Source organism: Bacillus sp. 01N45, from assembly GCF_056399205.1.
Window position 1 is genome coordinate 237,651 of record NZ_JBFTQW010000006.1, and the last position, 24,396, is coordinate 262,046.

25 protein-coding genes are annotated in these 24,396 nt (G+C 36.4%); 17 read left to right on the plus strand and 8 right to left on the minus strand.

Annotated features, from left to right (window positions below):
- The first annotated feature begins 13 nt into the window (after positions 1 to 13).
- Positions 14 to 1,681, plus strand: coding sequence for a teichoic acids export ABC transporter ATP-binding subunit TagH (tagH, locus tag AC1DMU_RS16370; RefSeq protein WP_088064846.1), 1,668 nt, complete (start codon positions 14 to 16; stop codon positions 1,679 to 1,681).
- Positions 1,682 to 1,736: 55 nt separating this feature from the next.
- Positions 1,737 to 2,618 (plus strand): UTP--glucose-1-phosphate uridylyltransferase GalU, encoded by an 882-nt coding sequence (gene galU / locus AC1DMU_RS16375; protein ID WP_088064845.1) that lies wholly within the window; start codon positions 1,737 to 1,739, stop codon positions 2,616 to 2,618.
- Positions 2,619 to 2,676: 58 nt separating this feature from the next.
- On the opposite strand, the gene AC1DMU_RS16380 is transcribed toward galU, so the two are convergent.
- Positions 2,677 to 3,120, minus strand: a complete 444-nt coding sequence (locus AC1DMU_RS16380) for an SRPBCC family protein (protein WP_088064844.1) — start codon at positions 3,118 to 3,120, stop codon at positions 2,677 to 2,679.
- A gap of 497 nt (positions 3,121 to 3,617) precedes the next feature.
- Between AC1DMU_RS16380 and fabZ the strand changes: the two genes are divergently transcribed.
- From fabZ to pgtP, 8 genes are all read left to right on the plus strand, one after another.
- Positions 3,618 to 4,052: a 3-hydroxyacyl-ACP dehydratase FabZ gene (gene fabZ / locus AC1DMU_RS16385; protein ID WP_000884318.1), complete on the plus strand. Its 435-nt coding sequence runs from the start codon at positions 3,618 to 3,620 to the stop codon at positions 4,050 to 4,052.
- A 155-nt stretch (positions 4,053 to 4,207) separates the two neighbouring features.
- Positions 4,208 to 5,119, plus strand: a complete 912-nt coding sequence (gene tagU / locus AC1DMU_RS16390) for a polyisoprenyl-teichoic acid--peptidoglycan teichoic acid transferase TagU (RefSeq protein ID WP_088064843.1) — start codon at positions 4,208 to 4,210, stop codon at positions 5,117 to 5,119.
- A gap of 191 nt (positions 5,120 to 5,310) precedes the next feature.
- On the plus strand, positions 5,311 to 6,303 hold the full coding sequence (gene galE, locus AC1DMU_RS16395; RefSeq protein ID WP_088064842.1) for a UDP-glucose 4-epimerase GalE: 993 nt from the start codon (positions 5,311 to 5,313) through the stop codon (positions 6,301 to 6,303).
- A gap of 122 nt (positions 6,304 to 6,425) precedes the next feature.
- On the plus strand, positions 6,426 to 7,097 hold the full coding sequence (locus AC1DMU_RS16400) for a response regulator transcription factor (protein WP_064476140.1): 672 nt from the start codon (positions 6,426 to 6,428) through the stop codon (positions 7,095 to 7,097).
- Positions 7,098 to 7,108: 11 nt separating this feature from the next.
- The gene (locus tag AC1DMU_RS16405; RefSeq protein ID WP_088064841.1) at positions 7,109 to 8,539 is read left to right on the plus strand and encodes a HAMP domain-containing sensor histidine kinase; all 1,431 of its coding nucleotides are present in this window, start codon (positions 7,109 to 7,111) and stop codon (positions 8,537 to 8,539) included.
- 66 nt (positions 8,540 to 8,605) lie between these two features.
- Positions 8,606 to 9,388 carry a DUF3919 family protein gene (locus AC1DMU_RS16410; RefSeq protein ID WP_088064840.1) on the plus strand — a complete coding sequence of 261 codons (783 nt, stop codon included), beginning with the start codon at positions 8,606 to 8,608 and terminating at the stop codon, positions 9,386 to 9,388.
- A complete protein-coding gene (locus AC1DMU_RS16415; protein ID WP_215558977.1) occupies positions 9,385 to 10,419 on the plus strand; it encodes an ABC transporter substrate-binding protein in 1,035 nt (344 codons plus the stop codon). Before AC1DMU_RS16410 ends, AC1DMU_RS16415 begins: the two co-directional genes overlap by 4 nt.
- Positions 10,420 to 10,438: 19 nt before the next feature.
- Positions 10,439 to 11,773, plus strand: a complete 1,335-nt coding sequence (gene pgtP / locus AC1DMU_RS16420) for an MFS transporter (protein WP_088064838.1) — start codon at positions 10,439 to 10,441, stop codon at positions 11,771 to 11,773.
- A 106-nt stretch (positions 11,774 to 11,879) separates the two neighbouring features.
- Here the strand turns inward: pgtP and AC1DMU_RS16425 are convergent, their stop codons facing one another.
- Positions 11,880 to 12,392, minus strand: coding sequence for a DUF3278 domain-containing protein (locus AC1DMU_RS16425; RefSeq protein ID WP_048560327.1), 513 nt, complete (start codon positions 12,390 to 12,392; stop codon positions 11,880 to 11,882).
- Positions 12,393 to 12,584 (minus strand): helix-turn-helix transcriptional regulator, encoded by a 192-nt coding sequence (locus tag AC1DMU_RS16430; RefSeq protein WP_088064837.1) that lies wholly within the window; start codon positions 12,582 to 12,584, stop codon positions 12,393 to 12,395.
- A gap of 375 nt (positions 12,585 to 12,959) precedes the next feature.
- Between AC1DMU_RS16430 and AC1DMU_RS16435 the strand changes: the two genes are divergently transcribed.
- From AC1DMU_RS16435 to AC1DMU_RS16455, 5 genes are all read left to right on the plus strand, one after another.
- A complete protein-coding gene (locus tag AC1DMU_RS16435; protein ID WP_088064836.1) occupies positions 12,960 to 14,153 on the plus strand; it encodes an efflux RND transporter periplasmic adaptor subunit in 1,194 nt (397 codons plus the stop codon).
- Positions 14,150 to 14,830 carry an ABC transporter ATP-binding protein gene (locus AC1DMU_RS16440; protein ID WP_000631628.1) on the plus strand — a complete coding sequence of 227 codons (681 nt, stop codon included), beginning with the start codon at positions 14,150 to 14,152 and terminating at the stop codon, positions 14,828 to 14,830. The genes AC1DMU_RS16435 and AC1DMU_RS16440 overlap by 4 nt, the downstream gene beginning before the upstream one ends.
- Positions 14,827 to 16,029 carry an ABC transporter permease gene (locus tag AC1DMU_RS16445; protein ID WP_061679380.1) on the plus strand — a complete coding sequence of 401 codons (1,203 nt, stop codon included), beginning with the start codon at positions 14,827 to 14,829 and terminating at the stop codon, positions 16,027 to 16,029. The genes AC1DMU_RS16440 and AC1DMU_RS16445 overlap by 4 nt, the downstream gene beginning before the upstream one ends.
- 127 nt (positions 16,030 to 16,156) lie before the next feature.
- Positions 16,157 to 16,858, plus strand: a complete 702-nt coding sequence (gene yknW, locus AC1DMU_RS16450) for a YknW family membrane protein (RefSeq protein WP_088064835.1) — start codon at positions 16,157 to 16,159, stop codon at positions 16,856 to 16,858.
- A 218-nt stretch (positions 16,859 to 17,076) separates the two neighbouring features.
- Positions 17,077 to 17,547 (plus strand): sigma-70 family RNA polymerase sigma factor, encoded by a 471-nt coding sequence (locus AC1DMU_RS16455; RefSeq protein WP_087985940.1) that lies wholly within the window; start codon positions 17,077 to 17,079, stop codon positions 17,545 to 17,547.
- Positions 17,548 to 17,602: 55 nt separating this feature from the next.
- On the opposite strand, the gene AC1DMU_RS16460 is transcribed toward AC1DMU_RS16455, so the two are convergent.
- Entirely contained in the window at positions 17,603 to 18,109 is a 507-nt protein-coding gene (locus AC1DMU_RS16460) for a competence protein ComK (protein ID WP_048542596.1), read from the minus strand.
- Between the two features lie 194 nt (positions 18,110 to 18,303).
- On the opposite strand from AC1DMU_RS16460, the gene AC1DMU_RS16465 reads away from it, so the two are divergent.
- Entirely contained in the window at positions 18,304 to 18,702 is a 399-nt protein-coding gene (locus tag AC1DMU_RS16465) for a DUF4359 domain-containing protein (protein WP_000731403.1), read from the plus strand.
- A 19-nt stretch (positions 18,703 to 18,721) separates the two neighbouring features.
- Here AC1DMU_RS16465 and AC1DMU_RS16470 read toward each other — a convergent pair whose 3' ends face one another.
- Entirely contained in the window at positions 18,722 to 18,937 is a 216-nt protein-coding gene (locus AC1DMU_RS16470; protein ID WP_001197599.1) for a DUF2922 domain-containing protein, read from the minus strand.
- A gap of 107 nt (positions 18,938 to 19,044) precedes the next feature.
- Positions 19,045 to 19,269 carry a DUF1659 domain-containing protein gene (locus AC1DMU_RS16475; RefSeq protein WP_088064834.1) on the minus strand — a complete coding sequence of 75 codons (225 nt, stop codon included), beginning with the start codon at positions 19,267 to 19,269 and terminating at the stop codon, positions 19,045 to 19,047.
- A 110-nt stretch (positions 19,270 to 19,379) separates the two neighbouring features.
- Here AC1DMU_RS16475 and AC1DMU_RS16480 point away from each other — a divergent pair, with 110 nt between their 5' ends.
- Positions 19,380 to 19,865, plus strand: coding sequence for a VanZ family protein (locus AC1DMU_RS16480; RefSeq protein WP_088064833.1), 486 nt, complete (start codon positions 19,380 to 19,382; stop codon positions 19,863 to 19,865).
- Between the two features lie 24 nt (positions 19,866 to 19,889).
- Here the strand turns inward: AC1DMU_RS16480 and AC1DMU_RS16485 are convergent, their stop codons facing one another.
- Entirely contained in the window at positions 19,890 to 22,646 is a 2,757-nt protein-coding gene (locus AC1DMU_RS16485; RefSeq protein ID WP_088064832.1) for a DEAD/DEAH box helicase, read from the minus strand.
- Positions 22,630 to 24,249, minus strand: coding sequence for an SWIM zinc finger family protein (locus AC1DMU_RS16490; RefSeq protein ID WP_088064831.1), 1,620 nt, complete (start codon positions 24,247 to 24,249; stop codon positions 22,630 to 22,632). The genes AC1DMU_RS16485 and AC1DMU_RS16490 overlap by 17 nt, the downstream gene beginning before the upstream one ends.
- Positions 24,250 to 24,396 lie beyond the last annotated feature (147 nt).

Below are 24,396 nucleotides of genomic sequence, written 5' to 3' on the forward strand. Positions count from 1 at the left end.
AGGGTTGTAAAAAATGAATGAATCAGTCAGGTTTCATAATGTAACAAAAAAATACAAAATGCACAGTAAAAATTCAGATAAACTTAAGGATATCGTATATCCTGGAGGATTTGGCGAAGATTTCTATGCACTAAGAAATTTAGAGTTTGTAGCTCAAAAAGGTGATGTAATTGGTATTGTCGGGGTGAATGGATCAGGAAAATCGACGATGTCAAATTTAATTGCTGGAATTACACCTCCTACAAAAGGGAAAATTGATATTAAAGGAAAAGTTGCACTTATTGCTATTGCAGCTGGGCTGAACAATCAACTTTCCGGTAGGGAAAATATTGAATTAAAATGTTTGATGATGGGATTAAGTAAAGAAAAAATTGAGAAGTTGACACCGGAAATCATTGAATTTGCCGATATTGGAAAATTTATTGATATGCCAGTCAAGAAGTACTCAAGTGGAATGAAATCTCGTTTAGGTTTTGCTATTTCAGTAAGTATTAATCCAGACGTCCTTGTAATTGATGAGGCACTTTCAGTAGGTGATCAAACATTTGCTGATAAATGTTTGACACGTATGAATGAGTTTAAAGAACAAGGGAAAACTATCTTTTTTGTAAGTCACTCTTTGGGACAAGTAAAAAAGTTCTGTACAAAGGCTTTATGGTTAGAATATGGAGAAATTAAAGATTATGGTCCAATTCAAGAAATTATGCCGAAATATGAGAACTTCTTAAAAGAGTACAAGGCTATGAGTAAAGAAGAACAGCAGAAGTTTAAAAAGGAATCAATGGAGAAACAGGCAGGTAAAACTTTAATAAAAAATGAAGCTGCGAAAAGTGAGAATGAAGCTCAAGCTGTAGATTATGTATCATTATTAAGAAAACAAAGCTCGCATCATATAAAAAAGAAAAAGAGTCGAAAGTTCTTAAGCGTTTTTATATTATTGATGATGCTTGGTGGGATAATTTACTGGCAAAAGGATAATATTTTACATTCCCTACAGGCGAAAGAACAGAAAAAAGAGCCAATAGATAAGGAGGAGGTTCCTAAAAAGGAAAAGAACCCGCTTGCAACTTTAGACGTCCGTTATGTAAATTCTGCAAAAGGTCGTGTTAGAAGTAAGCCGAATTTAGATGGACAGGTAGTAGGGACGATATTATTTGGAACGCCGTTTATTGTAAAAGAACAACAAAAAGAGATAGAATCAGATATTAATTGGTTAAAACTCACATTAGAAAACGGGGAAGAGGGATGGATTAGTGAATCCATAGTTAAATCAATCCCGTATAATCAAGCGATATCTTATAACAAGTTTTTAGGGGAATTAAAACAAATAGAGGGAATTACCCCAAATTTAGAAGAGTACCTTGCTTTTTTAGGAAAGACTAAAGAAGAAATAATCAATACACTAGGTAATTCACAAAATGAGGAACAGTTAGCAGCTGGAACATTAGTTCAATATAAAGATGTTGATATAGTATATAACAAACAATTGATTGTTCAGAAGATAAATATTAAAAATATGAAAATATCAAAAGAAAATTTATTTGAAACATTAGGTGAAGCGCAATTAAAAGCTGAAGACGATTCACTATTGATTTATCGATCAAATAAATTTGATTTTAACTTTTCTTTAATGGGTTCTACAATTAATACAATATCAATCTTAGATATTTCAAAGTATTAAATTTTATTACTATAATTAAATGTGTAATATTTAGATGTTTTTAGGAGGATTATCATTGAAAACAGTAAAAAAAGCTATTATCCCAGCAGCTGGACTAGGAACTCGTTTTCTACCAGCAACTAAAGCAATGCCAAAGGAAATGTTACCAATTGTTGATAAGCCAACAATTCAATACATTGTAGAAGAAGCGATTCAATCTGGAATTGAAGATATTATTATCGTAACTGGAAAAGGGAAGCGTGCTATTGAGGATCACTTTGATCATTCTTTTGAGTTGGAACAGAGCTTACTAGAAAAGGGTAAGCATGAAATCCTTAAGAAGGTGCAAGAGTCTTCCAAAATTAATATCCACTATATTCGTCAAAAAGAACCGAAAGGCTTAGGTCATGCTGTATGGTGTGCTCGTAAGTTTATTGGTAATGAGCCATTCGCTGTTTTACTGGGGGATGATATTGTACAAGCTGAAACGCCATGTTTACGCCAATTAATGGATCAATATGAGGCAACACAATCATCGGTAATCGGCGTTCAAACTGTTCCGGAAACGGAAACACATCGCTATGGTATTATTGATCCGCTAGTACAAAATGGTCGTAGTTATCAAGTTAGTAAGTTTGTAGAAAAGCCAGCTAAAGGAACAGCGCCATCTAATTTAGCGATTATGGGACGCTATGTACTAACACCTGAGATCTTCATGTTCCTAGAGAACCAACAAACAGGAGCAGGTGGAGAGATTCAGTTGACGGATGCTATTCAGCGTTTAAATGAGATACAAAGAGTATTTGCTTATGATTTCGAAGGAAAGCGATACGACGTTGGAGAGAAGCTTGGATTTATTCAGACAACAATTGAAATGGCATTACAGCATGATGAGTTAAAGAATGAATTATTAAGCTATATGGAGAAATTATTTAAAACAGAAATGGTTAATAATTAACTTTTACAAAAAAAACATCCCGGAAATTTATTGTAAAATAAATTTCTGAGATGGTTTTTTATAACTGTTTCATTAATTTATCTGCCACTTTTTTAGAAAGGTGCTTTGTCATTTTAGGGACAAATGGTTTTATTGCGCCGTTAAAAACAAAGGCCCCCTTACCAGTTGTTCGCAATTCTAACTGACTTGTTACTTTTGTAGTAGAAGGAGAGGTTGATTCAGCAAGAAAAAAGCCGCTACCAACTAATTTTTTTGTTGGAGAAGTCATCGTAAAGCTAATTTTATCAGGCATTTGCCATTCAATAATTTCAACATTGAGACTAACGTCGCGTTTAATAAATCCTAAATCACCGTGCAAACGCCAAGTTGAATGTTTGTCATCAATAATTTTATGTTTAACATAGCCTGCGACTAGTGGAGCCCAATTGTTTATATCACTAATAAATTTCCAAATTTGATTTGGTGAAGCATTTAACTCTATAGTATGTATACCTTTTGCCATTTTTGCATTCCTTTCTAAAAGGTATTTGAATAATTAGGGTAAAATCCTATATTCATTCTATTATAATATTAGTGTGTAAATTCTATTACAAGAGTTTTTGTTTTTATTTTAATAATTTTTCATTAAAATTTATATTTCTAAATATCACATTTAAGAGAATGTAAGGAAAATAGAGAAATCCTGAGTAATATTAGGGAATTAATACGAAAAAGGTCGAAAATTAGGTTTTAATTTCTTATTTTTGTCATATATAATAAATCTTGAATACGACATTAAGGCTTAATATATTTGATATAATTTGCCTTTCCCTAACTTGGGTATACACTCTTTTCAACCTCCGTGTCAGTGATAATACATATTGAAAAGAGTGTATACATTTTTTTATTTAAAAGAGAAATCTTGAAATCCTTTTTTATAATGACAAATGAGATTTAAAATGGGATAATGATAGTATAACTTCTGGTGGTATGACCAATCTTGTTTAAGGAGAGAAGTGTATGCTAGATATTCAACAAATTAAAGAAATAATTCCTCATCGCTATCCATTTCTACTAGTGGATAAAGTTTTAGAAGTAGAAGAAGGAAAGCGTGCTATTGGGATAAAGAATGTTACAGCTAATGAAGAATTTTTTAATGGACATTTTCCAGATTATCCTGTAATGCCAGGTGTTTTAATTGTAGAGGCTTTAGCACAAGTTGGCGCTGTTGCTATGTTGAAGAAAGAAGAGAACCGTGGTCGCTTAGCATTCTTCGCAGGCATCGATAATTGCCGTTTTAAACGACAAGTCCGTCCAGGTGACCAACTTCGTTTAGAAGTTGAAATGACACGTGTACGTGGAGCGATTGGAAAAGGAAAAGCAATTGCTACTGTAGATGGTGAAATTGCTTGTGAGACAGAAATCACGTTTGCGCTTGGTGACAAGAAAGAATAAATATATTAAGATATGTGATAGACAAATAACAATATATAATTGTTGTTTGTCTATTTTTTGTGGATTGCTATATTATTTGGTTGTATTAAGTTTTTTTTTTGTATAATAGGATTTATATGTATTGTAAGTTAGGCTTAGGAAAGAAGGTTACAATAATGAAAAAGAAAATTTTATTTTGGGTACTCGGTATTCTTGGAGTACTAATCATAGGTGGAGGAATTTATGCCTATAATGTATATTCTTCTGTATCTAATACATTAAAGGAAGTTCATCAACCTTTAAAACGTGATCAGAACAACAGTAACGTTGGAGAAAAAGTTAGCAAGAGTGAACCAGTGTCAATTTTACTACTAGGGGCAGACGAGCGCGGTAATGATAAAGGGCGTTCAGACTCTTTAATGGTAATTACATTAAATCCTAAAAATAACTCTATGAAAACAGTAAGTATTCCTCGTGATACTTATACAGAAATTGTTGGAAAAGGTAAAAGCGATAAAATCAATCATGCTTATGCATTCGGCGGAGTAGATATGTCTGTAGCGACCGTAGAAAACTTCTTGAATGTTCCTATTAATTATTATATTGAAGTGAACATGGAAGGCTTTAAAGATATCGTTGATGCAGTCGGTGGGGTAGATGTAAATAATGATTTGGAATTCTCTCTAGAAGGGAAGCACTTCCAAAAAGGGAATATTCATTTAACAGGTGACCAAGCTCTAGCATACACACGTATGCGTAAAGAAGACCCACGCGGCGACTTTGGACGTCAAATGCGTCAGCGTCAAGTAATGCAGGCTGTTATTAAGAAGGGTGCAAGCTTCTCTTCTTTAACAGGTTATGGAGATGTATTAGCAGCAATTCAAAAGAATGTGAAGACAAACTTAACGCAAGATCAAATGTTTGATATGCAAAAGAACTATAAAGATTGCTTGAAAAATAGTGAGGATATCCAAATCCCGGGTGACGGTCACAAGGCTGCTAATGGTATTTGGTACTACTATGTTCCAGATGCAGCAAAACAAGATTTATCGAATAAATTAAGAACGCATCTTGAAGTGACTAAGTAATAAGCAATGGCCCAACTTCTTTAGACAGAATTCGGTTTCCCAAGTGCTAAAGGACATGAAGTCTGGGCACAATATGTAACGGATTATTTCGTTGCTAAGTAATAAAGGTACACAAAAGGTATACGAGCAATCGTATACCTTTTATAATAAGTAAGTGAATAAGAAATCCTAATATATGTAGGAGGAAGACGATGAATTCAATTCTAATCTGCGGCGGAGCTGGTTATATCGGTTCTCACGCTGTGAAAAAATTAGTAGACGAAGGTTTATCTGTAGTAGTAGTAGATAACTTACAAACTGGTCATGAGGATGCAATTACGGAAGGTGCGAAATTTTATAATGGCGACCTTCGTGATAAAGCATTTTTAAGAGATGTTTTTAAACAAGAGAATATTGAGGCGGTTATGCATTTCGCAGCTGATTCTTTAGTTGGAGTTAGTATGGAGAAGCCTCTTCAATATTATAATAACAATGTGTATGGTGCACTTTGCTTATTAGAGGTAATGGATGAGTTTAAGGTAGATAAGTTTATTTTCTCTTCTACTGCGGCGACGTATGGTGAGGTAGATGTAGACCTTATTACTGAGGAAACGATGACAAATCCAACGAATACGTATGGAGAAACGAAGTTAGCAATCGAGAAGATGCTTCATTGGTATAGCCAAGCTTCTAATTTACGTTATAAGATTTTCAGATACTTTAACGTGGCTGGTGCAACTCCAAATGGTATTATTGGGGAAGATCACCGCCCAGAGACGCATTTAATTCCTCTTGTGCTGCAAGTGGCGTTAGGTCAACGTGAGAAGATTATGATGTTTGGTGATGATTATAATACACCAGATGGTACTTGTATCCGTGATTATATTCATGTTGAAGATTTAGTGGCAGCTCACTTCTTAGGACTTAAAGACCTACAGAACGGCGGAGAGAGTGATTTCTATAACTTAGGAAATGGTAATGGTTTCAGTGTAAAAGAAATCGTTGATGCAGTTCGTGAAGTTACAAATCATGAAATTCCAGCTGAAGTAGCGCCACGTCGTGCGGGAGATCCAGCACGTTTAGTTGCTTCTTCTCAGAAAGCGAAAGAGAAGCTAGGATGGGATCCTCAGTATGTAAATGTGAAGACAATCATTGAGCATGCTTGGAATTGGCATCAGAAGCAACCTAATGGGTATTCTAAATAAAATATAATAAGTGAAAGAGAGGGTATTGTCGTTCAACATATGTTCGACAATACCCTCTCTTTTTTTATAGGATTTTTGCTATACTAAACTGCACTATAAGACAGGATGGAAGGAGGAGAATAATGAAAATACTTGTAGTTGATGATGAATCGAGTATTCGTAATTTGATTCGGATGCAGTTGGAGATGGAAGGATATGAAGTGCTCACGGCGGCTGATGGAAGAGAAGCTTTAGAGAAATGGAATGAAGGACCGGATGTATTAATTTTGGATGTTATGCTACCAGATACAGATGGGTATGAGTTGCTTCGCTTGTTCCGTGAGAAGAATAGGGATATTCCAGTGCTCATGTTAACTGCAAAGAGTCAGATGAATGATAAATTGCTTGGTCTGCAGCTTGGTGCGGATGATTATGTGACGAAGCCATTTAATTATGCGGAGCTTATTCTTCGGGTCAAGAATATGACGCGGCGTGTGAAGAAGGCAGAGGTAACGGTAAGTCATGAAGTAATTGGGGCAGGAGAGATAACGATTTGTCCTAAGGAAAGAAAAGTGCATGTTAGTGGACAAGAAATTCAGTTAACGTACCGAGAGTTTAATTTATGTCAGTTGTTTGTTTCCAATCCGCAGCGTGTATTTATGAGAGATGAGTTACTTGAGAAAGTATGGGGGTTTGAGTATATCGGAAATACGAGAGCGGTTGATATTATGGTGCAAAGACTGCGGAAGAAGTTAGGGAATAGCGGGGAATATATTAAGACAATTTATGGCGTTGGCTATAAACTAGATTGTTAAGTGGTGATGGTATGTCTTTAAAAAGGAATATGGTGTTTGGAATAGTGGGACTGTTAATCCCGATTTTTGTTCTTTTGTACGCAGTTGTTTATATTACGTTAGAAAAGAATATGTATCATAACGCGGCAAATTCTTTAGAGAAGTTAAGTGTAGAAGCACAAATTTATACGATGAATTATTTAGAGAAGGAAGCAGAGGTCGAGACGCTCGGCCCAAATTCACTTTTAATTGCTTCGTATTTAGCAAAGCGCATGGATGTACGTGTACAGATGATTGGGAAGAATGGAGATGTTGTTGCGGATACGCAAAAGGGAGCACTTCTTCACCGGAATATTGATATTGAGAGCTCTTTGAAGGGGAAGAAATCGTATGTTTTTGAAGAGGGAGACCCAGCTCCAATTCTTTTGTTTTCAAGCCCAGTTTATTATGGAAACGATGTCATCGGAAGTGTTCGTTTTATAAATGAGTTAACGGGTGAGAAGGAAGTTTTAACAAATGTTGGCTGGACGTTCTTAATGACGTCTCTTTGTCTAGTAGCTGCAGGTATTTTCTTTGCAATTCGTTTGGCGAAGTCTCTTCATAAGCCGATTGATCAGTTAAGACAAATGGCAAAGCGGCTTGCGAATGGTGATTATAAAAGTAAGATTGAGCTAAATGAATATGTGGAAATTGCTCAGCTTTCAGCATCTTTTAATGCGATGGCCGATGGAATTGAGCTGCATATTAAGCAATTGAAAGAGGAGAAAGAGAAGCAGAAAGATTTCTTAGACCGCATTACGCATGAGCTAAAAACACCGTTAACGGCGATTATTGGCTATGTGGATTTAATTCCGAAGTTAAAGGCGAAGGAAGATGTAAAGGAAAGCCTGCGATATGTGGCTGTAGAGAGTGAGCGTTTATTATCACTTGTAGAGGAATTGCTTAAGTCTTCAAAGTACGGGAAGAGTACGTTTGAAGTGTCACCTACAGTTGTGAATGTAAAGGAATTAGCAGAAGAAGCAGTTTCAATTGTGAAACCTCGTCTGCAGAAATTTGAGATTGAAGTGATAAATGAGTTAACAGATGTACATGTTGTTGCGGATTTCGATAAGACGAAACAGATTTTCTTAAACGTGCTGGATAATGCGATAAAATATAGCGATGCTACGCAAATTCGTATGAATGTAATTGTAAATGAACGTGAGGCAAAGATTTTTGTTCATGATGATGGCATTGGTATAGATGAAGGTGTGCTTGCAGAGTGGAATGAAGTACCAGAAGGGAAGGTACTGCCTTCTAGTTACGGGAATGGTTACGGTTTGTATATTTGTCAGGAGATTATGAATAAGCAGGGCGGAAGTATGCGAATTGAGAGTAGTGAAGAGATTGGTACTACAATATTTATTACATTTTTGCTTCCGAGACGGATGGAAGACATAAAAAACTTGAAAGCGGTTAAATGATACATTTATGAAACAATTATGCGGTATTTTCGAAACAACGTTTTTTTATCTTGGAGGTAGGCAGAAATGAAAAGGCTATCATTTCAAATTCTTATGTTTGTTCTTTGTATAATTGTTTCTCTTATTTTGTTTTATGTGATGGAGAAGCAAATATATAATCGAATCACAATAGTGAATGACAAACAAACTGTTTTACAAAGAGTGAATGAATCCCTGCCTACCGAAATGAAGGTTAGGCATGAAAAGTGGGGAGAAATTGTTATAACGGATGAAGTTCGTTTGCATACGATTGTTTCATTCTTTGACCGAATTCAAATAGAACCGAGAGAAGCTAAGAATCAAGAACAAGTATTTACTGGAGAAGTAACGTACTTGAATGGACATAAACGTACTTTTGCAGTAGGTGACTTGTTCCAGTACGGGGCTGATATGTACGGAAAGAATGGTACGGACCCAATGATTTCAGCATTTCAAACGTATTTGTTAAGCCTGTATTACACACCAGAACGTATTAGTGATTTTTTTGCGTCAGCGCAGGATGTCATAGTACGCCAAGGTGATGTAGAACGTGCGATGAATCTTACGCACATACTTGATTCGATTCGGTACGCAAAGCAAATTACAGATTACGGAGAAATACAGAAATTATTACAATCACAGAATGAACCGATTGCTTATATTACCGCTTATAAAACAGGGAAGCGTATAAAGAATGAGCGGGAAGACATTCTTACTATTTCTGTATATCCATCTTACTTTGTTGTGCAATATCTCGGCGATAATAACGGGAATGTTATGTATATGAAAAGCTCCCTCGCAAATGTATTTGTAAAGGAGAATGTGTCATGAGAAAGATAGCCTTTTTCTTCTTTTTGCTAGTAATTGGAGGAGCGATGTCTAGTTGCTCTCGAGATACAACCTCTATTAAATATAATAAAAATGGTCTCCCTATTTTGGATGATCGTCATCTTGTTGCGTATGTAGCAGCTCGTGAGGAAGTTGGTGAAGCTTTGCTGTCATCATTTTGTAAACCACGCGGCTGTACGTATGAATTTATTCGTCTTTCGACAGAAGAGCTTCTTCGGAGGGTAGAAGAGGAAGCTGGAAATCCGAAAGCGGATATTATTATTGGCGGTACGGTAGACGCGCATCAAATGATGAAGCAAAAAAATCTATCTATTCCTGTTACGAATCAGCATGCGAACCGTATTTCAAAAACTGTTAAAGATAAAGACGGTTATTGGTACGGTTATGAAGTGGAGAAGCTGGCAATTGCAATCAATAAAGAGCGGTGGAATGAAGAAATAGCATCGCTCGGACTTCCTTATCCATCAAGGTGGCAAGATTTATTAAATCCAGTATATAAGGGAAAGATTGTAATGCCAGATCCAAATGTCTCAGGAACAGCATATACGTTTTTTCAATCACTTATTGATACTTTAGGTGAAGTGGAAGCGAAGGAATATGTGAAGAACCTTGCAGGACAAGTTGGTGAAGTAACGGTGAATGGTTACATACCAGTGGAACTTGTTGCGAGCGGTGAGTATATGATAGGCATCAATTTCATGGGAGATCAGAGAATGCTTCAAAAACGAGGCTTTCCAATTGTAAGTATTGTACCTGAGCAAACAGGGTTATCTGTTAATGCGATTTCGAAACTAAAACGTGCACCGAATGGTATTATTGCGGATTTATTTATTGATTATTGTTTATCAGAAGAAGCGGGTCACATTTTAGAAAAGGTTTCGTTTGGCGTACCAACGATGTTTGCGAAGAACGAGAAAGAAATAGAAGGACAGCCGGTTAGAAGAACAAACCAAAATATATCAAATAGCGGAATAATCGAGATATGGAATAGACAGCGTCTCTCTCAGAAGTGAGAAAAGGAGACGGAAATATATGTTTAAATGGCTCAAGCCAGCACCTGCAATTGAAAGATTGCCAGCGGATATGATTGATCGAGTATACAAATTATTACGTATTCGTGTATTGATGGGAATTTCAGTTGGGTATGCTGCTTATTATTTAGTTCGTAGTAACTTTACGTTATCAAGTACGTATTTAGTACAAGAATATGGATTTAGTACAGCTGAAATTGGACTACTAGGTTCAATCATGGCAATTGTTTATGGATTTAGTAAGTTCTTTATGGGGAATTTGTCAGATAAAGCTTTCGCCCAGCGCTTTATCGCAGTCGGTTTATTCTTATCAGGGCTTGTAAATATTTGTTTCGGTTTTGCATCGTCATTTGGAATGATTGTTACATTACTTGTTCTAAACGGCATTGTACAAGGTATGGGAGCACCACCTTGTAGTATCGTTATGACGAAATGGTTCTCGAAGAAAGAACGTGGTACGAAAACAGGTATTTGGAATATTTCACATAACGTTGGCGGAATGCTTGTGCCACCACTTGTCGGAATTGGTGTAGCTATTTTTGGTGAAAACCATTGGCAAGGCGGCGTGTTTATTTTCCCAGCGATTATCGCAATGGTAATCTCAGTTCTTGTTTGGATTAATGCGAAGGATACACCAGAATCAGAAGGTCTTCCTCCAATTGATGAGTATCGTAATGACTATGAAAATCTTGAAAAAGCAGATAATGCTAACAAGATGTCACCAAAAGAAATTTTAATGAAATATGTAGTGAAAAATAAATTTGTATGGTTCTTATGTATTGCAAATGCATTTGTTTATTTAATTCGTTTCGGTGTTATTAACTGGGTTCCACTTTATTTAACGACAGTTAAAGGCTTCTCAAAAAATGAAGCACACGCGGCGTACGCAATCTTTGAAGGTATGGCAATTCCAAGTTCATTAATCGTTGGTCTTTTAAGTGATAAATTATTTAAAGGAAAACGTATGCCATTATGCATCATTAGTATGGTCGGAGTTGTTATTGGTACGTTTGTATATTGGCAAGCAACTAGCATACTTGTTGTAAGTATTGCAGTTTCTATCATCGGTTGTTTAATTTATGTACCACAGTTCTTAATCGGTTTAAGTGCGATGGAATTAGTACCGAAATTTGCAGTAGGTACGACAGTTGGTATGTGTGGTCTGTTCGGTTATGTAGGCGGAAGTCTTGTAGCAAACGCAGCAATCGGTGTTATTGTTGATCGTTCTGGCTGGGACGGTTGCTTCATCTTACTATTAACAGGTGCAATTTTATCAACAATCTTCTTGTTCATCGTTCAACATGGACATGAGGGGAAAAAAACTAAAGTAGCGTAATATTTTGTTTGAAAAGCTATCCAATTGTTATATTGGATAGCTTTTATATTAGCAAAAACAAAAAGTATGTAAAATTGCAGTTTTATGTGTAAGTGATTTTTGTTAATTAGTATAATTTTTTTAGGTTTAATAAACCAATCATGTACATAGTTACACCGAAAAATATACCGCCGCAACTCCAAAGCCCAACATCAAATAAAGAAATAGAGATTTCTTCTGAACCTACATAGGGAAGGATATAATTCATAAAAACAAACATTTGAAAGCCCCAAAGTACACCTGCTTTTAAGCCCGCTTTTCTTAATTTTTTCTTATGTTGCAAATACTCTTCTTTTGTTGCACATTCAGTCTCATTTAAACCTTTTTTCTTAAGCTTAAATGTTAAATAATTAGCATAAATCATATTAGATAGAAAAACTAATATAGTTCCTATAGATATTGTGTGGTTCATAGTATCAACAAGTAACATAATAAGCATTACCAACATATTTAACCACCATAAACCAATTCCAGCTACAGATAATTCTTTATTGATTTCTTGTTTTTGATATTCATCTCTTTCACTCATTGTTCCAACAAAATTATTATAAACTCTTTCTTTCCATTCAATTTTCATCATTTAATCTCCCTCCCAAAATAGACTGTTTAAATCTGTTTGTAGTGCTTTTGCTAATTCGATACATAAGGCTAAAGAGGGGTTATATTTATTATTTTCAATTAAGTTTATTGTCTGTCTCGCTACATTAACTTTTTTAGCTAATTCTAGCTGCGATAGACCTTCAGATTTTCGATATTGTTTAACGTTATTCAAATATAAACCTCCTATTAATAATTGTAGACCTCGTGCATCAGAAATGTCATATATATGTGACATTTTATAATTTGATAAATGAAATGTCAAATATATATGACAAAAATGATAATGGTGCAATTAGGAAAATAATTTTAATAATTTATCTTGGTAAGGAGTTGATTAATAAAGGATGGCTTTTCTTATATTAATATAATCTTTCCTTAAATCTATCTTAAAAGACAAGATGTCATATTTCTAATCATTGGAATTTTTGTTACAATATAAATGGATGTGTAAAACTTTGTAAAAAGAATGTAATAATATGTAATCTGTTTTCAGAAAGTTTTATACAATTATTATATTAAACTATTAAGTTATAAAAGGAGAGAGAATATGGTACCAAATACGGTTCGTACTCCAAACAAGAAGAAGAAATGGATTATCATCGGGGTTATTGCACTAATTGTTATTGTAGCAGCAGTTAATATTTTTATTATGCAAGGTAAGAAGAAGGGGGCATCAACATCTGCTGATGCTGTGAGCTTTGAGAAGGTAACGGAGCGAAAGCTTAATAATACGAAGTTAATTTCTGGTCAGGTGAAACCAGGGAATATTGAAAGTTTCTATGCGGATCCGACTAAAGGAAAAGTGAAAGATATTGCAGTGAAAGAAGGACAAGAGGTAGAGAAAGGTACGAAGTTATTCTCTTATGATAATGAAGAGATTAACTTGCAAATGAAGCAAGCTGAGCTTGATCAGAAGATGGCAGATATGCGTTATGATCAAGGAAAGAAGAAAATTGATTCGTTGAAGAAAGAAATTAAGAAGGCAAAGGATAGCGGAGCTGGGAAAGAAGTAACAGATCCGATGGATGAGCAAGTAAGTGAGTTAGAGATGGCGCAAAAGACAACTGATCTAGAGAAAGAAAAAGGGAAGTTGCAAAAAGAAGAGTTAAGTAAAAAGCAGAAAGAGCTTACGATTTATAGTAATTTTACTGGTGTCGTTCAAAAGTTAGATAAAGATGCGGCGCAAAGTTCATCTCAAGCGTTAGGTGGTCAAGGGAAAGCATTTTTACAAGTGGCGTCTAAAGATCCATTCCAAGTTCAAGGGACGTTAACTGAGCTTCAGAAGTCACAAATTCAACCAGATCAAACATTTACTGTCACTGCGAAAGCAAATAGTAAGAAGAAGTGGACAGGTAAAATTACAGAGGTAAGTGAATTCCCAACGAGTGCAGAGATGGCTCAAGCTGGTGGTATGGGTGAAGCGACTCAAAATATGTCCCAATATACATATAAAGCAAGTCTTGATAGTCAAGATGGTTTATCTCCAGGTTATCACGTTTCTCTGCAAGTAAGTTTAGAGAATAAGACGATGATTGCTGTTCCAACTAAGAGCATTGTAGAAAAAGGCGATGATGCATTTGTTTATGTTGAGGAGAAAGGGAAGCTTCGTAAACAAAATGTGAAAAAAGGTTCTACTGATGGAGATTGGACAGAGATTGTTGAAGGCGCAAAAGTGGGGCAAAAGGTGGTTAAAAATCCTTCCGACGACGTGTATGACGGAATGGAAGTGAAAGAGAAATGATTACGTTAAATAATATTGCTAAAACGTATTATCAAGGAAAATTGGCAGTGCCGATTTTGCACGGTATTAGTTTAACGATTCAAAGCGGTGAGTTCGTTTCGATTATGGGACCGTCTGGTTCTGGTAAATCAACGCTTATGAATATTATCGGTTGTTTAGATCGTCCAACAGAAGGCGAATATATGCTGAATGATGTGAATATCTTAACAGCAGACGAGTCAAAGCTTGCTTTAATTCGTAATGAATATATTGGATTTGTGTTTCAGCACTTTAATTTGCTTCCGCGTCTTTCGGCAGTCGAAAATGTTGAACTTCCGCTCGTATACGGTGGTGTGAAGAAAGCAGAGCGTCGTCAAAGGGCTCTGGAAGCGCTTGGTAAAGTCGGTTTGTCAGATAGGGTTCATCATTTGCCGAATGAATTATCAGGTGGACAGAAGCAGCGTGTAGCGATTGCAAGGTCGATTGCGAATAATCCAACGTTCATTATGGCTGATGAGCCTACTGGTGCGCTTGATACGAAGTCTGGTGAGCAAGTTATGGATATTTTCACAAAGCTTAATGCAGAAGGTACAACGATTGTTATGGTTACGCATGAAGAGGAAGTAGCAGCGTATTCTTCCCGCCGCATTGTACTGCGAGACGGGAAAATTACAGAAGATAGAAGGTGTGCGGTATGAGTTTACTAGATAGTATAAAAATTGCCCTATCTTCTATTTTAGCTCATAAACTGCGTTCAGCTCTTACGATGCTCGGTATTATTATCGGTGTTGGTTCTATTATTACTGTCGTTGCAATTGGGCAAGGCGGGGAAGCGATGCTGAAGTCGAAATTCGCAGGTTCTGGTGGTAATAACCTTATGCCAATTCAATTTAAACCAGATATGAATGATGAGTTTGCTATAGGCGGATTTGAAATACCAAAGTTAACAGAAGAGGATATTATGGAAGTAAAACAAGTGAAAGATGTTTCACATGTTATTACGACAAATTCGACAACAGAGATATTGGATGTAAATGATAAAAAAGCGAATCTGAATGTTATTGGTCTTGATAATGAATATTTTGCGGTTAATAAAGTAAAGGTCGTAAAGGGACGTACTTTAGGTGAATCAGATATTTCTCATGCAAATAACGTTGTGATGATTAGTACAAAAACAGAAGAGACGTTATTTAAGGACGTAAACCCAGTTGGACAAATTATTGAGATGAAGGGGCAGCCAATGCAAATTATTGGTGTGTATACATCTGATAATGAGTTTATGGGATTTGAAATGGAAGAAGCGTTAATCCCCCTTACATTATGGCCTGTTTTATTCGGAACAGATGATATTCAAAATATCGCAATTCAAGCTAAAAATGTAGACGATTTAGAAGCAGCTGGGAAACAAGCTGTTGATGTGTTAAATAGTCGTAAGCCAAGTGAAATTCCAGGTAAATATGAACTGGTGAATTTAAAAGAATTACAAGAAAATGTTTCTAAAGTCACTAGCATCATGACGATGATCATTGGCGGTATTGCGGGTATTTCATTAGTCGTTGGTGGTATTGGTGTTATGAATATTATGCTCGTATCTGTAACGGAGCGTACGCGCGAAATTGGGATACGTAAAGCGCTTGGGGCAACGCGTAGTAAAATTTTATTACAATTTTTAATTGAAGCAGTCATGTTAACGCTTCTAGGTGGTTTGATTGGAATTGGCCTTGGATATGGCGGAGCATATATCGTTTCCACATTTGCGAAATGGCCACCACTCGTTTCATGGGAAGTTGTCGTTGGAGGCGTACTATTCTCTATGACACTTGGTATTATTTTCGGATTAATTCCAGCGAATAAAGCTGCGAAGTTAGATCCAATTGAAGCATTACGTTATGAATAAGTTAGTAGTGTAGTAGAGAGGGGCTCTCTACTACACATTACCGTTCTAGTGGGCGGTTCGTAGCCTCTATGTTGAGGAAGTGAACCGCCCGTTAGAACGGGTTATATAAATAGAAGGAGGCGTTATAATGGAAGCGAATTTGAATACGCAAAAAGCTGGCGGAGAGAAGCCATCATTGTTTGGAATGATGACTTCTCCTGGCTTACAGTTTGAGAGAATGAAGACGACTGAGAAAGTTTGGGGCATGTTCTTCATAGTGGCACTATTACAAGGACTTGTAGGTGGTTTAAATTCGTATATTACGTATACATCACCTGAGATGATTGAAATGCAAAAGAAATTAGGTGGTGCACTTGCAGAACAGGGCTCGCTTGTATCAAATGTAGTTTCTAGTACGATATGGGGAACAGTAGGTGTTATGATCGCAACATTCGTTGTTGCAGCTATTTATAAAGTGTTTATGATGTTTTACGGGAATGATACTTCTTATAAAAAAATAGTAATGATTATTGTATACGCGGATATTATTGTTATTATTGGTGGTCTCATTAATGGTATTATAGCTTTAATTTTAGGTGCTGCACCAACTGCGTATACAAGTTTAGGTCCGTTATTTGAGAAAGGCTCACTTGTATACGGAATCGGTAATTCAATCGAAGTGTTCTCTTTATGGAATTTAGTTTTAATTTGGTTAGGATTACAAGTTACAGCAGGATTAAGTAAAGTGAAAGCAGCTATTCCAATTATCATTTTATTCATTATTAAGGCAGTATTCTTAGCTGCGATTGTTGTATTGATGGCAAAGTTTTTACCTGGTTTACCGGTATAATATGATTGGACTAAAAGGTGACTCTCCCAAGAGTCACCTTTTTTATTTTTACCCTTATTTCAAATACGACCAGCAGAATTTCAAATTCTACTTCGTGTAATTTCAAATTTCGGCGGTAGTATTTGAAATTACTCACAGTGAAATCGCTTCTTTATTTTTATATTGTGGAGGTACCGGCGGAATAACAAAGAGGTATACCTTTTAGAAACAGGTACTGTGTGAAGCCAGCGACTTTTACAGAGACAGTTGTTTTGTATGAAGGAATGATTGTAAATCAAATAAAGAAGCTAGGTATTTATCAAGATCATGAAGAGTATTATCAATGTGGTTTAATTGGTCTTTGGCATGCTTATGAAAGATTTGATGCAGAGAAAGGAAGTTTTCCTGCATATGCAGTTGTAACGGTGCGTGGTTATATATTGGAAAGGTTGAAGAAAGAGTCTGCCTTGCAAGAAAGGAATGTTTACGTAGGTGAATATGAGGAGATTTTTACGTTTGAAGATGCTGAAATAAGAGCAAAGGATTTTATGAGTGTATTAGATGAGAAGGAGAAGTATATTATTTTCGAACGTTTTTTTGTAGGGAAGACGATGGGGGAAATCGCTAGCGAGATGGAAATGACTTATTATCAAGTGAGGTGGGTGTATCGGCAAGCACTTGAGAAAATGCGAAATAGCTTAAGAGGATAAATAGGATTATAAGAATGGAAGGCAATGGATATTGCTTTCCATTCTACTTATTCTGTTAAGGTAGTAAATGTAATAAGAGGTTTTTAAATTGTAGTGAATCTTGCATGTTCATACGTGATAATACGTATCCAGCTTTTAATAATTGTTGTTTTAACTTATGGGGACTGATATGTATTGTTGTAGTAGTGCCATTTGAAAAATGAATGTTAGCTTTTTTACTCTTTTTGAAAAATTCTATGTCATCTATATGGTTATAAAATAGCCATATACAGTTTGGAGAAGAGGGAGATTCTGTCGGGAAAGCACAAATATATTCTCGATGATTAATTGGAATTGGGACATTTTGTTTAAATTTAAAGTTTGTTTGGACTGCATTACGTCTGCCTTGATAAGTAGAGTGAACATTGGTTAGACAAGATTGCTTGATGAGTTGGAGAGCAGTTTGACAGGAGTAAAGATGGTTCCCGCTACTGTCGATAATTTTGGTGCGATAATAAGGGTGCTTGTAAGGTTCCAGCATCATTGTAGAATTAGAAATAATAATATCATTTTCTTCATTCATAAATTTGATTCCTCCCTTATAAATAATAGTAATACCAAATATAATTATATACGAATTAAGTAAATTAATTATTAATATTCTGTTTCATATTGTAAATTTTGACTATTCGTTTACAATCAATAGATGTTAGTCTTTCTAATTTGCATCGCTTGTACATATATATGAAAATAGAAAAGAGTAGGCGGTGAGATAGTATGAAGAAAAAGTATATTATTATGGCTCTAGTTGTTGTTCTTCTAGTATATTTAGCAAATAGTAATCCGAGTAAAGGTGAATATACGGATTGGGCAGCGAAGCAGTTTATGAAACGTAATGATGTAAGTAAGAAGCTAGACGAAGTTCAAAAGGAAAATGAAGAAGGTCTCCTTGGCGATTTAGCATCGGCTGGTAAGAAGTTGGCGAAAAAATATGTTGAGCCACAAGTTGGATTATTAATCGAGAATTATACAAAGCGAAATGATTATATTTTCTTCTCAACATATACGACCGAGTTTGATATAGGCGGAGAACATTATAAATATGTATGCGTCGGTTTTTCAAAAATCTTTATTCCGATTGAAATGCCGAAGAAAAAAGACGAATCTGCAAAATGATGCAGATTCGTCTTTTTGTTTATAAGTTAATTGGAACTTCAGATACATTCTTTTCTACGAGACGGGCTCCTTTTTTTCGGGTATTTTCATTAATTGATGAAAATACAGATGAGGCAAGGATGGTATCCATTACTTGATTTACGACTTGTGCATCGACGGGTGTGATAGGTTTCTCGATAGAAAAAACAACTGTTTTTCCATCTTCTTTCGCAAAAATTAATTCTAGTACTTGCATATGTTATTTCCTCCTTTTTATTTATCCCGCTATATTGCGGGCAGGGTGATTGGTGTTGGTTCATACTTAGCGGGGGATGAACACCCCCCACTAAGTAAATTTTAACCTTATAGGGTAGAAAGATCTGATGTGCTAACAAGCTGTATAGCGTGAAGCGGCGATACTTGTAAAGAAGCAAGAGCACGTGCTACGTTTTGTACTTGCTCTAAGTTTGCGTTTGTTTTAACACGCTTAAATTGTTTTTGCTTAAAAGCTGTTTTTCCGTTCTTATCTAATCCACTGTTTAAGACAAGACGTAAAGTTAAGTCCGTTACGATTGTTCCGACTGCCATGTTTATCACCCCCTTTCACTTTATAAATAGGGTGCAAATGTCATGTTTTGGCGTGAAATTTATTCTTTTTTTTGGTACGCTTAAAAGACTAAGAGAGGGGCTTCGGAAGAGTGAAACGTAAATGGTTATTTTGGATTCCTGTTTTACTATGGATGGGGTTGATTTTCTATTCCTCGGCACAACCATATAAAAAGCAGGATATGCGCTCGGATATTGAACAATATGTAAATGTTGAGTTTGTGAAAGAGCATTTCTCGTGGGTATCTATCGATTATGGCGGTGGTACACCTGTTAGCATTGCAAATAAAGGTGTAGGCGGATTTATTGAGTTTTTCCTTCGTAAAGGTGCGCATTTTATGGTGTTCTTTATGCTCGGTTCATTGACGTATTACGCTTTTCATCGATTAGGTTATTCGAGAAAAAGGTGTTTTATATACGCTCTTCTTTTCGTTGCGGGATATGCAACATTTGATGAAATTCATCAATGGACTACGGGAGATCGTACACCGATGTGGCAAGATTCATTACTGGATACATGCGGCGGATTAACAGGAATTATAATAAGCAATTGGTTTTGGAATAGAAAAAGGAGCTAATCTTTTGAGATTAGCTCCTTTTGTTTATACACCAAGTAATTCTTTTAGTTCATCTGTAGATAGTTCGGTCATCCAACTATCGGTTGTAATGACAGCGTTGTTTAATGATTGTTTTCTTTCTAACATTTCATCAATTTTCTCTTCGAGTGTCCCCGTTGTAATCAGTTTATGAACGTGAACGAAGCGTTTTTGACCAATACGATATGCGCGGTCTGTTGCTTGGTTTTCTACAGCTGGATTCCACCAACGGTCGTAGTGAATGACATGGTTGGCAGCGGTTAAGTTTAAGCCAGTTCCACCTGCTTTTAACGATAAGATGAAAATGTCATACGTTCCGTTTTGGAACTGCTCGATCATTTTGTCACGTTCTTTCTTTGGTACACTACCGTTTAAGAAGAGGACGCGCTGACCGAAATGTTCTTCTAACACATTTTTTAGCATGTTCCCCATACCGATGTATTGTGTGAAGATTAAACAACTTTCATTTTGATCTTTTATATTTTCAATTAGCTCCATTAGCGTGCTCGTTTTCATGGAACGTTCGATGATGTCTTTTGGTTCTGTTTCTTTTAAATAAAGAGCAGGGTGATTACAAATTTGTTTAAGTTTGTTCAGCATGAGTAATATAAATCCGCGTCTTTCAATCCCACTTAATCCTTCTACATTTTGCAATGTATCTTGAACAAGTTGCTCATATAAGGAAGCTTGTTCACCAGTAAGTGGACAGTACGCTTTCTGTTCTTGTTTATCTGGTAAGTTTAATGCGACTGTTTGATCTTTTTTCGTACGACGCAGTAAAAATGGTGAGATAAATCGTTGAACTTGTTGGATTTTTCCTTCGTCACGATCTTTTTCAATCGGTGAGACGAAGCGGCGCTGGAATTGTCCTAAGCTGCCAAGATATCCATGATTAATGAAGTCAAAAATAGACCAAAGCTCGGAAAGTCGGTTTTCCATCGGTGTACCGGTTAAAGCGATTTTGTGAGTTGCTTGCAAGTTTCGTACCGCTTTCGACTGCTTCGTATGTGGGTTTTTAATATTTTGTGCTTCATCCAAAATAACAGCATCCCAGCATAACGTACTAAGTTCTTCTTCATCAAGCTGAGCTAATGCATAAGATGTTAATACAACATCTGCTGATTGAAGGAAGTCTTTAAATGATTCACCTTTCGCTCGGTTACTTCCATAATGTAACTGAACACGTAAATTTGGTGCGAAACGCTCAAATTCTTTTTGCCAATTTCCAAGAACAGATGTCGGTGCTACGATTAAAGCAGGGCCTGTTTGGAGATTGTTCTCTTTTATATATAGTAAGTAAGTGATCGTTTGAATACTTTTTCCAAGTCCCATGTCGTCAGCTAATAATGCTCCGAATCCAAGCGTTCTTAAATATAATAACCACTCAATGCCATGTTGTTGATACGGACGGAGTGTTGCGTTTAGTGCAGAAGGGACATCTACTTTTGGAATATCTCCAATGTGCAGTAGTTTTTGGAATAGTTCTTCATAATATCCATCTAGCTCGATTTCAATATCGGTAAATGGACTATCTTCTTCTACAATTTCTGTTTCAGCAGTGTTTGATAAATGTTGCTGAAGGACATCTTTCATTTCGAGTCCATATTTATCGGCACGGTTCATAAGCTTTCGTACTTCTTCAATAAAGGCTGGGTCCAGTCTCATCCATTGACCATTTATATTGAATAATCGTTTGTTTTGTTCAACGAGTTCGAAAAATTCGTTTTCTGATAAATCAATGCCGTTCGTTGAAATTCGCCAGTCAAAATTAACGAGTGTATTCATGCCAAAGAAAGATTGCGTTTGCGTGGCATTTTGCTTCAACTGCACACGTAATTTTGGTTTTGTCGCTTTTAAATTTTGCCACCAGGATGGCAGTAAAATCGTAATACCTGCAGCGAGTAATTCGTTACTTGCTTCTGTTAAGAAGTTCCACGCTTCTGTTTCAAAGAGCTCACTTCGGAATGCATCGCCTTCTTTTAACCACGGCACGAGCTTACTGAATCCTTCTTGTGTTTCAAGAATACGTTCTTCATAATCGTGCCATCGTTTTGGTAAAGAATCGATACTTTCATATACATATATTCGATGTGCCCCGCGCTTTGGTGTAACAATTGTCTCAAGCTTCCACATTTCAAATTCTTCTTGCGGCTCTTGTAGCCGTAGTCCAATTGTAAAGGGAAGGTCATCTTCAATGTAACCAATTTTTCGAAGCCAATCTTCTTCATGTAGTGCTGCATCCAATTGTCTTTTCGTAAAGTCGTAATGTTCATAAAGTCTCTTGGCATCTTCCCATCCGTCGTTTGAACGGTTATCTTGTAATATGCCTTCATTTACCGCCGCCGAGAAAAGAGATGCCAATGTGTCATCTTCAATTGGGGTATTTTGCACTTTCCAAGATGGTTGTTTGGGCCAACGCTCCATATCAGGTACGAAGCTACCGCTTGTGAAGGCATCCCATAATTCGTTCGCATCTTTCGTAAGTGCTGTAATAGGGCCATTCATTTGAATATGGGCAAAGGAGTTCATCGGTTTATTAGCGATGTATTCAAATGCTTGTGCGTTTGTTAGCATAACACCTTGTTTTCCTTCAAAGGTCGCTTCCTTTAGAAACGTGCCGTAGAAGGAAGTGGAGTGCCATGTAAATGCATTTCGTTTCCAACTTGTTACGGATAATGGAGTACCGCTGTCATTTTCTCCCCAAAGGAACCAACCTTGACTAACGTGCTGGAGCCTAATTGTTACTTCAGTTTGATTGATCATCGATTAATTTTCCTTTCCGTAATTCCTCTTGTAGTGCACGCAGACGTGAATGTAAGTTTGCGATGTGAATAATGAAAGCATCCCATTCATCAGTACGCTTTAATCGTTTATATAATGTACGTAATTTCTTTAAGTAACGAACTGCACGTCTATATGATTTGCGGTTTCGCTCTTCAATGGCCTCGGTAGCAGCAAGGTGATAAAGAGGAAGGGCTGCTTCTGGTGCTTCCTTTTCAATATCTTTCAGTGGCTCTTTCAAAAGTTCAATTGCTTCAAACCCATGTAAGAGCTGAAGTTCTGCCCATGTACGATATTGCTTTTTCGCGAGTACGTATTGCTCATAGTTTGCGAAACTATATGGTAATAGCTCTTGCAAAATCATTTCGAGTCCGGCTTGTTCATTTGTATGGGTTGCATACGTTTCATACATGATGACAAATAAGCGAACGATATCTTTTATGAAAATCGTATTTTCGTGCTCATGTATCGTTTTCTTCACTTGTTTATACGTAAAGGAAAGCCAGTTTTTCGCACGATCCCACTGCATTGTATTTAATAGCTCTTCTAACCAATAGAAGTACAGACTTACAACAGAAGCAGGCTGTTTCTTTAGTAAGTCCATAGCTAATAGGTCTTCGTCATTTAAAAAGAGTAGATGAGAAGATGCTAATGCTTTGGAAAGTGGATTGATTTTCGTATCGATTCGCTTTTCTTCTTCTTTCAGTTTCTCTTTATTGTGTAAGAGTTCACTCCATATGTGACGATAAATAAAAAATCTTTCTTGCGTATAGGCGTCGGTGGAGAAGAATACTTCGTGAACGAGACGAGCTGTTTCTTGCAAAATTGCTTCAGACTCTGAAGGAATCGCTTCTGATTGTAAGTCCCGAACGATGGATTCCACTTTGTCTACAAATAAGCGAACGACGTTAACAGGCTGGTGATAAGAATACGTTTTATTTGCTTCGAAGTCCTGAATTTCTTCTAATAATTTTTGAAAGCAATAAAGCGCTGCATGTAGCCTGAACAACTCATGTATCGCAACGATACGCGGAGCTTTCCGCTCGAGTTTCGTATAGAAGTCTGTAAAAATACTCATAAGAAAATACATTTGTTTATAAGTAAGCCGAGCTTGTTCTTTTTTAAATGATTCATATTCGTTGTCAAAATACGATTGCCAACTTTTATAATCCGTTTCTTCAAACGCTGATGATTGCAATACTTGTCTTGCAGTTCGAATAGGAGGAAGGGAAGGTTTCGTATTATTTTTAAATAAAGTTAATACATCTCCTACTTGCCCGAAACTAGATGCTGCAGATAGTAAAACAGCGAGCATATGCTCACATTGCGTTGGTGCAAAGCAATCGCAATAGCTTTCAGCGACGTTACGAATCGGGATATGGACGCTATATACGCTGCCTGCAGCATCTACAGTTCCTGATAGCGTATAACCATCAAAGTCAACGTTGTAGACAACACCACTACGATATAGGTGCCGAGCTGTAGCGACATGTTCCTGATCAGCTGTTTGCTGTGGATCTAGTCCTTGAACGAACTCATTCGCAATCATCATAATTTCATCTTTCGTAATTGAGTGTTGCAGCATAATATTCCTCCGTACACATATTTCTTTCCTTTACCATTATAAACAAAAAATGCTCAAAACAGAAAAAATGAAATTTGGATTACATAAATTGAAAATCATGGTAATATATATAGTGTTAATTTTGTATATTACTATATATGTATAGGA